Origin of the sequence: Clostridium sp. Cult1 (assembly GCF_021655095.1) — a bacterium.
Lineage (GTDB): Bacteria > Bacillota > Clostridia > Tissierellales > Tepidimicrobiaceae > Schnuerera.
In genome coordinates, this window is sequence record NZ_PPXW01000001.1 from 1,253,264 (window position 1) to 1,260,952 (window position 7,689).

Annotated in this window: 11 protein-coding genes and 1 pseudogene; all 12 read left to right on the top strand. The window is 27.7% G+C overall.

Annotation, left to right across the window (positions count from 1 at the left end; genetic code table 11):
• Positions 1 to 175 precede the first annotated feature (175 nt).
• The 12 genes and pseudogenes from C3E89_RS06140 (at position 176) to C3E89_RS13500 (ending at position 7,577) form a co-directional block, all read left to right on the top strand.
• A complete protein-coding gene (locus tag C3E89_RS06140) occupies positions 176 to 1,090 on the top strand; it encodes a hypothetical protein (protein ID WP_236911588.1) in 915 nt (304 codons plus the stop codon).
• 61 nt (positions 1,091 to 1,151) lie between these two features.
• Positions 1,152 to 3,020: an AAA family ATPase gene (locus C3E89_RS06145; protein WP_236911589.1), complete on the top strand. Its 1,869-nt coding sequence runs from the start codon at positions 1,152 to 1,154 to the stop codon at positions 3,018 to 3,020.
• Entirely contained in the window at positions 3,017 to 4,042 is a 1,026-nt protein-coding gene (locus C3E89_RS06150; protein ID WP_089863715.1) for a 5-methylcytosine restriction system specificity protein McrC, read from the top strand. Before C3E89_RS06145 ends, C3E89_RS06150 begins: the two co-directional genes overlap by 4 nt.
• 87 nt (positions 4,043 to 4,129) lie before the next feature.
• Entirely contained in the window at positions 4,130 to 4,723 is a 594-nt protein-coding gene (locus C3E89_RS06155; RefSeq protein WP_236911590.1) for a flavodoxin family protein, read from the top strand.
• An 88-nt stretch (positions 4,724 to 4,811) separates the two neighbouring features.
• Positions 4,812 to 5,189 (top strand): hypothetical protein, encoded by a 378-nt coding sequence (locus C3E89_RS06160; RefSeq protein ID WP_336512934.1) that lies wholly within the window; start codon positions 4,812 to 4,814, stop codon positions 5,187 to 5,189.
• 138 nt (positions 5,190 to 5,327) lie between these two features.
• On the top strand, positions 5,328 to 5,453 hold the full coding sequence (locus C3E89_RS13295) for a hypothetical protein (protein ID WP_272876577.1): 126 nt from the start codon (positions 5,328 to 5,330) through the stop codon (positions 5,451 to 5,453).
• Between the two features lie 147 nt (positions 5,454 to 5,600).
• On the top strand, positions 5,601 to 5,909 hold the full coding sequence (locus C3E89_RS06165) for a hypothetical protein (RefSeq protein ID WP_236911591.1): 309 nt from the start codon (positions 5,601 to 5,603) through the stop codon (positions 5,907 to 5,909).
• 79 nt (positions 5,910 to 5,988) lie between these two features.
• A complete protein-coding gene (locus tag C3E89_RS06170; protein WP_236911592.1) occupies positions 5,989 to 6,183 on the top strand; it encodes a MazG-like family protein in 195 nt (64 codons plus the stop codon).
• A 57-nt stretch (positions 6,184 to 6,240) separates the two neighbouring features.
• A complete protein-coding gene (locus C3E89_RS06175) occupies positions 6,241 to 6,576 on the top strand; it encodes a DsrE family protein (protein WP_089863723.1) in 336 nt (111 codons plus the stop codon).
• Between the two features lie 266 nt (positions 6,577 to 6,842).
• On the top strand, positions 6,843 to 7,055 hold the full coding sequence (locus C3E89_RS06180; RefSeq protein ID WP_236911593.1) for an integrase: 213 nt from the start codon (positions 6,843 to 6,845) through the stop codon (positions 7,053 to 7,055).
• An 18-nt stretch (positions 7,056 to 7,073) separates the two neighbouring features.
• Positions 7,074 to 7,283, top strand: a complete 210-nt coding sequence (locus C3E89_RS06185) for a hypothetical protein (protein WP_236911594.1) — start codon at positions 7,074 to 7,076, stop codon at positions 7,281 to 7,283.
• A pseudogene (locus C3E89_RS13500) lies at positions 7,210 to 7,577 on the top strand (ATP-binding protein). The gene C3E89_RS06185 and the pseudogene C3E89_RS13500 overlap by 74 nt, the downstream one beginning before the upstream one ends.
• Positions 7,578 to 7,689: the final 112 nt, after the last annotated feature.

Genomic DNA, 7,689 nt, shown 5'->3' on the forward strand with positions numbered 1-7,689 from the left:
GGATCAACTGCTGTTTTAGACAATAGACCAGCTGCCACGGAAGCTATTATAAAATGAAAAGTAGCTTAGTAAGGAAAGGGATTATGGAAAAGGTATCAGATAATAAATATTGTATTTTTGGGCAAATTTATACCTTAAAGACGGAAGTGAAATTAAAAATATTAGGAGGGATTTTATGCTTAAATCAAACAAAAGGTATTTATCTTTATTGTTAATCTTATCCATGGTATTGATGGTGGCCTGCTCATCATCTCCTGGAGAACAAGGGAATAAACAAAATAGCAATGCAACCAATGTATCTAGTGATAATACTCAGCAGGAAACACAGAAAGATAAGGCTAAAAGAGAAACAGTCGAAGAACAGGTGCTATTGGATCAAAATGATATTAAAATCACCCTAAAATCTCTTGAATTTGATGGACTATTTGGCCCTTCGCTGAAAGTTTTTATTGAAAACAATTCTACGGCGCCAATTACTGTACAAGTTCGTGATTCATCAATCAACGAAATAATGGTCGAGTCAATATTCTCTTGTGATGTAGCACCAGGTAAGAAGGCAAATGATAAAATAACATTTATGGAATCAGAACTAGAATATGCTCAAATAGAAAGAATACAGAATTTTGAATTAAAGTTTCATGTGTTTAATTCTGATACCTGGGATGCTATTTTTGACTCTACTGCTATTTCTATTGATACTATATCAGATCAAGAATATATCCAAGAATACGATGAAAGTGGTATTGTAGCTTTAGACGAAAACGATATAAAAGTTGTAATAAAGAGGGTTAGCAGTGAAGATAGTTTTTGGGGCGCTGACGTGTATGTATATATAGAAAATAATACCGACCAGGATATAACTATTCAAACAAGAGATGTTTCGATTAACGGTATTATGGTTGATCCTATTTTTTCTAGTGAAGTAGTTGCTGGCAAAAAGGCATATGATACTATAACATTTTTAGAAAGTGATCTAATAGATAATGATATAAAATCTATAGATAATATGGAATTGAGTTTCCATATATTTGAAACTGATGGTTGGAATGCTATTATGGATACACCAGCAATAGAAGTTAATTTTGAATAAGTAAAAGGCACTTGGTACAACCCGAATTTTGTCAAATATATATTATACGAAGGTGATAATAATGGATGAAATTATTAGAGTGTATTTAAGCAGCAAAAATCTCAAAGCAGAAGGTTTATACAATATTAAAGATAATACCTTAAAGGTATTAAAGGGTAGCATGGTCGCAAAGGAGGAAACTAATTCTTTTCGAAGATATTATGAAAATATTGCAAGATTAAGGGATAAGTTAATTAATAGGAAGATTATTCAAAACTATGAATTTATTGAAGACTATGTTTTTGAAATACCCTATCATGCTTCAGGAGTTATATTAACCAATGGTACATCGGGTAATAAGAATTGGAAAACAAGAGATGGGAAAACAATTGATGATTTACTGGAATACCAATATAGAATTGAAGATTTTAAGAAATTTTATAAGGATTTTAAATTAGACATAGATCCAAAAGAAGTAGATGATTGCATTACAAAATTTAATGAGGACTTCCCATTGGAGAATCTTCTAGACTTAAATTTAGAAGAATATGATAAAAAAGGGTCTAAGGATACTCTAGCTTATGCAATAGAACATGGCACAAATGAAATATTTAAGGGTTTTTTGGGAAATAACCAAAACAAAATTATTTTCAATACTGATGGAAATGAATATGATACAATTAAATATTTAAAAAATAAATATCCTAATAATACTATTGAAGAAATATTTGAATTATATAAAAAAGGACTATATAAATTAATAAAGGAATTTAACACAGATACTTATGAAAGTGGAGATATTGTGGGATTACCTAGCGGTACCAACACTATTCGGGGAAAAGTATTAATGCTATATAGACCAGGGGAGTTGTTGCATTTAAGCTCTGTAACTATTTTTAGAAAGATATTTAAATATTTTGGAATGGAATATAATTCAAATATGGACTCTATAATGATGAATATAAAATTGAAAAAATTTATGGAGGAGCAGGGGCTTGGTGGAGATCTAATTAAATTATCCCGTGCAATATGGATTTATTATTTAGAGACTATTTCTGAAGATGCAGAGGCTCCTGATGTAGTAACAATTGAAACTAAAATAGATACTTTAGAAGATATATTTATTGATGATGATTATATAGATGAAATAGTAAGAGTATTAAAGCGAAAAAAGGCAATTATTCTAAGGGGAGTCCCAGGTGTTGGAAAAACATTCAGTATTAAAAGCATAATACAAAATAATTTTGAAAATTTATCTGAAAATAGCATAGAAATGATTCAATTTCATCAAAGTTATTCCTATGAAGAATTTGTAGAGGGTCTAAGGCCTCAGATGAATGGTGGATATGATATAGAAAAGGGAATTTTTTACGATATTTGTACTAATGCAAGAGAAAACCTAGAGAATGAATACTTCTTAATAATAGATGAAATAAATAGAGCTAATTTATCTAAAGTCTTTGGTGAATTATTAATGTTAATTGAAAATGATAAAAGAGATATATATACAGTAAGACTACCTTATTCAAAAGAAGAATTTACTGTTCCATCTAATTTGTATATTATTGGTACAATGAATACTGCAGATAGATCTTTGGCTTTAGTGGATTATGCTCTTCGTAGAAGATTTTCATTTATAACTTTGAAACCAGCCTTTGGTACTAAAAAATTTAATAACTATCTTCAAAATAAAATGGAATTAGATTCTGAACAAATTGAAAAGATTAATTCTAGATTGATTAAAACTAATAATATAATTAGGGATACATTGGGAGAGGAATTTGAAATTGGCCATAGTTATTTTATAGAGGATAGTGAAAATATTCAAGTTTTCAACACTTGGTATAATGAAATAATAAATTATGAAATACTACCATTAATAGAAGAATATTTCTTTGATGATTTGGATATTGTTGAAGAGCTAAAGATGATTTTAGGAGATACAATATGAATGAAATACCTATAAAGAATATTTATTATATGGTGCTATATGCTTGGGATAAAATAGATAATAAGGATCTCTTAAATGACAAAAGCATTGAAAAACTTCAAAGTAGCAACGAAGTCATTATTGAACTATTTCTAAATGAAGTTAGTAGATTATCTAAGCAAGGTCTATATGGTGAGTATAATGAAAATACACATAATACAAAGTATATTAAAGGGAAAATACAAATACAGGATTCAATAAGATTAGTGAAACCAAATTTAATTTGTCAATATGATGAGTTTTCTCAAAATAATATTCTAAATCAAATTATTAAAACTGTTTTATTAAGGTTATCCAAATTTAAAGATATAAATTCTAATTTTAAAAGGAAAGCAAAGGCCTTATTGCTTGAGTTCAATGATATTGAGGAAGTTTTACTTAGTAAGGATTTATTAAATAGAATCCATTATAATCAATTAAATAAAGATTATAGATTTGCAATTGAGCTGGGCTTATTTATATATAATAGTTCAATTCCTACAGAGGAGTATGGGAGATATAAATTTATAGAAATCTTTAAGGATGAAGAAAAAATGAGTGCTATTTTTGAAAGTTTTATAAGAAACTTTTATAAAATACACTCCAATTATAATGTAAGTAGAAGGAAATATAATTGGGATTTAGATCCTGTAAATAATAGTGACATAAATTTATTACCTATTATGGAAACGGATATAGAACTTACAAAGGGAAGAGAAAAAATAATAATCGATGCAAAATATTATAAAGATGCTTTTAATTATAGATTTGAATCCAAAAAGTTTATTCCCAATCATTTGTATCAAATTAGTACCTATATAAATAGAAACAAAAAAGTGTATGAAAATATTAGGGGGATATTAATCTATCCGAGTAATGGATATAGGTTTCACGAGAAATACATTAGCCCCGAGAATTATTATATTGAATTTAAAACCTTGGATTTATCTAAAGATTGGGATTTTATAGAGAATGATTTGCTGGGTTTAATATCTGGTGCCTAGGATGTTTTATACAAAAATACTATTAAAATTATAGGAGGAAAAGTAGCAAGAGTAAATGGACAAATTTATCTTACACAAGGAGGATTTATGAAAAAAATATTAGCCTTAATGGGCAGCCCAAGAATTAATAAAAATACTGATACACTTCTTGATTTAATGCTTAAAGGAGCAGAGGACAAAGGTAATGAGATAAATAAGATTTATATTTCTAAAGAAAATATTTCTCCCTGTAAAGGTTGCAATTATTGTGGTACTAAAGGAGAATGTGTTATAAAGGATGATATGGTAAAGATATATGATTATTTTGACAATAGTGATATTTTTATTCTTGCTTCTCCTTTGTATTTTAATACTGTTAATGGCATAACAAAAAATCTAATAGATAGATGCCAAAAATATTGGTCTATTAAATATCAATTAGGAAAAGATTATAAAAGGAATAATAATAGGATTGGAATATTTTTATCAGTTGGAGGTGCTAAATATTCCCATGAACATTTTTCTGCCACTATTCCAACAATTGATTTATTTTTTAAGGCCCTTAATGCAGATTATATAGGAAATTATTTTGTATCAGGAACCGATGATATTTCTATAGGCGAAAGAAAAGATATTAGAGAAGAGCTATACAAAATAGGCTTTAATATAGATAAAATAGGGTATTTCCATTTTCACAGATAGAAATATTTAAATAATAAAATATTACCTAGTACCACCCTAATTGTGTCAAAGGGTTAAGGCTATTACATTTATATGGGAGTCAATAAAAATGAAAATTGGATATGCTTGTTTAGTAATAGGTATAAAAAATACAAATTTTAGATCTGTAACCATGAAAAATGCAAGTGAAGAAAAATTGTTAGAAATTATAGAACATAATTTGAAATCTTTAAATAATATAATTGATTACAATATTGAAAATAGTATTAAACTATTTAGAATTACTTCAGATTTAATTCCATTTGGGTCAAGCCCTGTAAATACATTGAACTGGTGGGTGATATTTTCTTCTCAGTTTAAATCCATAGGAGAAAAAATTAGAAGTTCAGACATGAGAGTTTCAATGCATCCTGGAGAATACACGGTTTTAAACTCACCTATGAGTTTAATTTTGCAGAGGAAAGACGGTCATTTTATGTTGCATTAAAGAGAATAAGAATACAGCTTATTTATTAACACTATAATAAACCCAAAATGGTACTTGGTATCACCTGAATTTTGTCGAATAAAGATTATTCTAAAATAGTTACTATATTAAGATATGATTTAATTGAGAAATTAGTTGATGAAACAAAAATTAACTAGAACGGCCATACCAGATATATTAAAAGGAATAAAACCAAATGCATTTTATTTATTTAGAAGAAATCCAGAAGAATTTATCTTAAACATTTCAAAAATAATAAATTAAGAAAAAACCTAGAGCAGAAAGGATATTTGAATTTAGGACGAAAAATATAGAGACTAAAATGAAAATAGAAGAAGATAAATATGTAGTATTAAAGGATTGTAGTATACATTTATTTCGATTGAAGTAAAGGAAGGCAGGGGGTAGATCATGAAAACTAATAGAGAATATTTTAAAGAGATATTAAGGATATTTATTATAGTATTTATGCCATACATTGGAATATTTATATTAATACGTAAAAAACCTTATGAAAGAAATATTAATATCATTGGAATTATATATTGCATAATAATGAATATTCTTTTGTTTGTACCAACTTATAATGTGGACAATAAAAGTTTATCAGATGCTAAAGATTCATTAATAAGCATTTTAACCTTACTTTCTATTGGATTTATAGTATTTTATAATAGAAAAAACAAAAAAATAAAATTGAACCTAATCCCAGCTTATTAAATAATAATCCAATAAAAAAATATCAGAATTCACATAAGAAAGAAATTAGGCAAAGTTTCATAATCCAAAAAATTTATCTATGAAAATAGCCATAAAATCTAGTGAATTAATGAAGGCTTTTCAATGGCTAAATGAAAAAGAATCATGGGAGCTTATGAATTCTTCAGAAGCCATACATGTAAAGGAAGAATTGGCAGATGTAATGATATATTGTTTATCTTTGGCAAATCAATTTGATATTGATGTATCTACTGCTATTGGAGATAAAATATAAAAGAATGGAATTAAGTATCCTAAATTTAGTTGAATATTAAAGTAAAGGAGAATTTATATGAAAAAACTAAAAGTTTTATTTCATGTAGATGAAATAGAAAAATGGAAACTAACTTTAAAAAATATTAATAATTTTTTAAACGGTGCAAAAGATTCAGATATATTAGTTGTGGCAAATGCAGTTGCAGTAAAAGGATATTTGCCTGATTATGAATTATTTGAGACTATGGAAGAGCTTAATAAAAAAGGAGTAGTATTTTCAGCCTGTAATAATGCATTAAAAGGAAACAATATAAATCCAGAAAATATTGGAGAATTTGTAAAGATTATTCCTGCTGGAGTTATAGAAATAGCAGAGAAACAAATGGAAGGTTATGCCTATATTAGACCTTAAATAAACCGAAAATCCAAATTGAAGCGGAAGTTGCCATTTAGTGCTACATTTTACAGGTAAAAATTTCAGTTATAATTTCAATTATAATATAAAATATATATAACCAAAGCATAGGGAGTGAGTAATATGAATAAGGATGTAGATTTAATTGTAAGTGGTAAAATAAAATCATGAGATTTCGGAAAATAAGAATCCTGAAATTTTTCCAGTTGTATATGAAACAAATCTACTTTCCTGTAAAATATTTTACAGGAGGTAGATAGAAAATGGGATTGATGGGTTGGTATATGTTTAATCAAATTAAAAACATGAAAGAATTAGGACTAAAGAAATCTCAGGTAGCAAGATATTTAGATTTGGACTATGGAACAGTATCTATATACTGGAGTATGCAGGTAAAGAAATTTGCTGAATTTATGGAAAAAGTGAAGGTTAGAAAGAAAATACTAGATGAATATGAAGATGGGCTAGTAGGTTAGTTAAGAGATTTTCTAGATATGAGTCCAGCCCAGATTCTGGATTGGTTAAAGGAAAGATATGGAGAGATTAAATGCACAGATAGGAGTGTGAGAAATTATGTAAGATACATAAGAGATAAATATGATATTCCAAAGGTTTTATCTAAAAGACAACATGAAGCAGCACGAGAACTTCCAATGGGTTTTCAGGGACAAATTGATTTTGGACAAATATGTTTATCTTCCTAGGCTCCCCAGTGTGGGGAAGACACATTTAGTCATAGCATTAGGCTATAAAGCTATAAACATGGGATACAAGGTAAGTTTTATATCAATGGTAATCTAGTCTATTTATTAAAAACACAGGATATAATGAGAAAAAGTAAGACAAAGATAAATAAAATCTATTCTTTAGACCTTGTAATCATTGATGAAATAGGATATCTACCAATTAATCGTGAGAAGGCTAATATGTTTTCCCAGTTAATATCAGCCTTACATGAACAGACTTCAGTTGTAATTACATCAAATAAGGGCTTTTAAAATCTTTTTTAGAGGATTAGAAATCCTTTTCCGCCAGCCTATGAAAACACTCTTTTTGCATCTATGCGACTTAGAAACAATATGAAAGAAGATGAATTTGTTTATAGAAAGA

Coding starts and splice junctions, on each gene's coding strand:
- C3E89_RS06140 (WP_236911588.1), top strand. CDS start 176: ATGCTTAAATCAAACAAAAGGTATTTATCTTTATTGTTAATCTTATCC.
- C3E89_RS06145 (WP_236911589.1), top strand. CDS start 1,152: ATGGATGAAATTATTAGAGTGTATTTAAGCAGCAAAAATCTCAAAGCA.
- C3E89_RS06150 (WP_089863715.1), top strand. CDS start 3,017: ATGAATGAAATACCTATAAAGAATATTTATTATATGGTGCTATATGCT.
- C3E89_RS06155 (WP_236911590.1), top strand. CDS start 4,130: ATGAAAAAAATATTAGCCTTAATGGGCAGCCCAAGAATTAATAAAAAT.
- C3E89_RS06160 (WP_336512934.1), top strand. CDS start 4,812: ATGAAAATTGGATATGCTTGTTTAGTAATAGGTATAAAAAATACAAAT.
- C3E89_RS13295 (WP_272876577.1), top strand. CDS start 5,328: ATGAAACAAAAATTAACTAGAACGGCCATACCAGATATATTAAAAGGA.
- C3E89_RS06165 (WP_236911591.1), top strand. CDS start 5,601: ATGAAAACTAATAGAGAATATTTTAAAGAGATATTAAGGATATTTATT.
- C3E89_RS06170 (WP_236911592.1), top strand. CDS start 5,989: ATGAAAATAGCCATAAAATCTAGTGAATTAATGAAGGCTTTTCAATGG.
- C3E89_RS06175 (WP_089863723.1), top strand. CDS start 6,241: ATGAAAAAACTAAAAGTTTTATTTCATGTAGATGAAATAGAAAAATGG.
- C3E89_RS06180 (WP_236911593.1), top strand. CDS start 6,843: ATGGGATTGATGGGTTGGTATATGTTTAATCAAATTAAAAACATGAAA.
- C3E89_RS06185 (WP_236911594.1), top strand. CDS start 7,074: ATGAGTCCAGCCCAGATTCTGGATTGGTTAAAGGAAAGATATGGAGAG.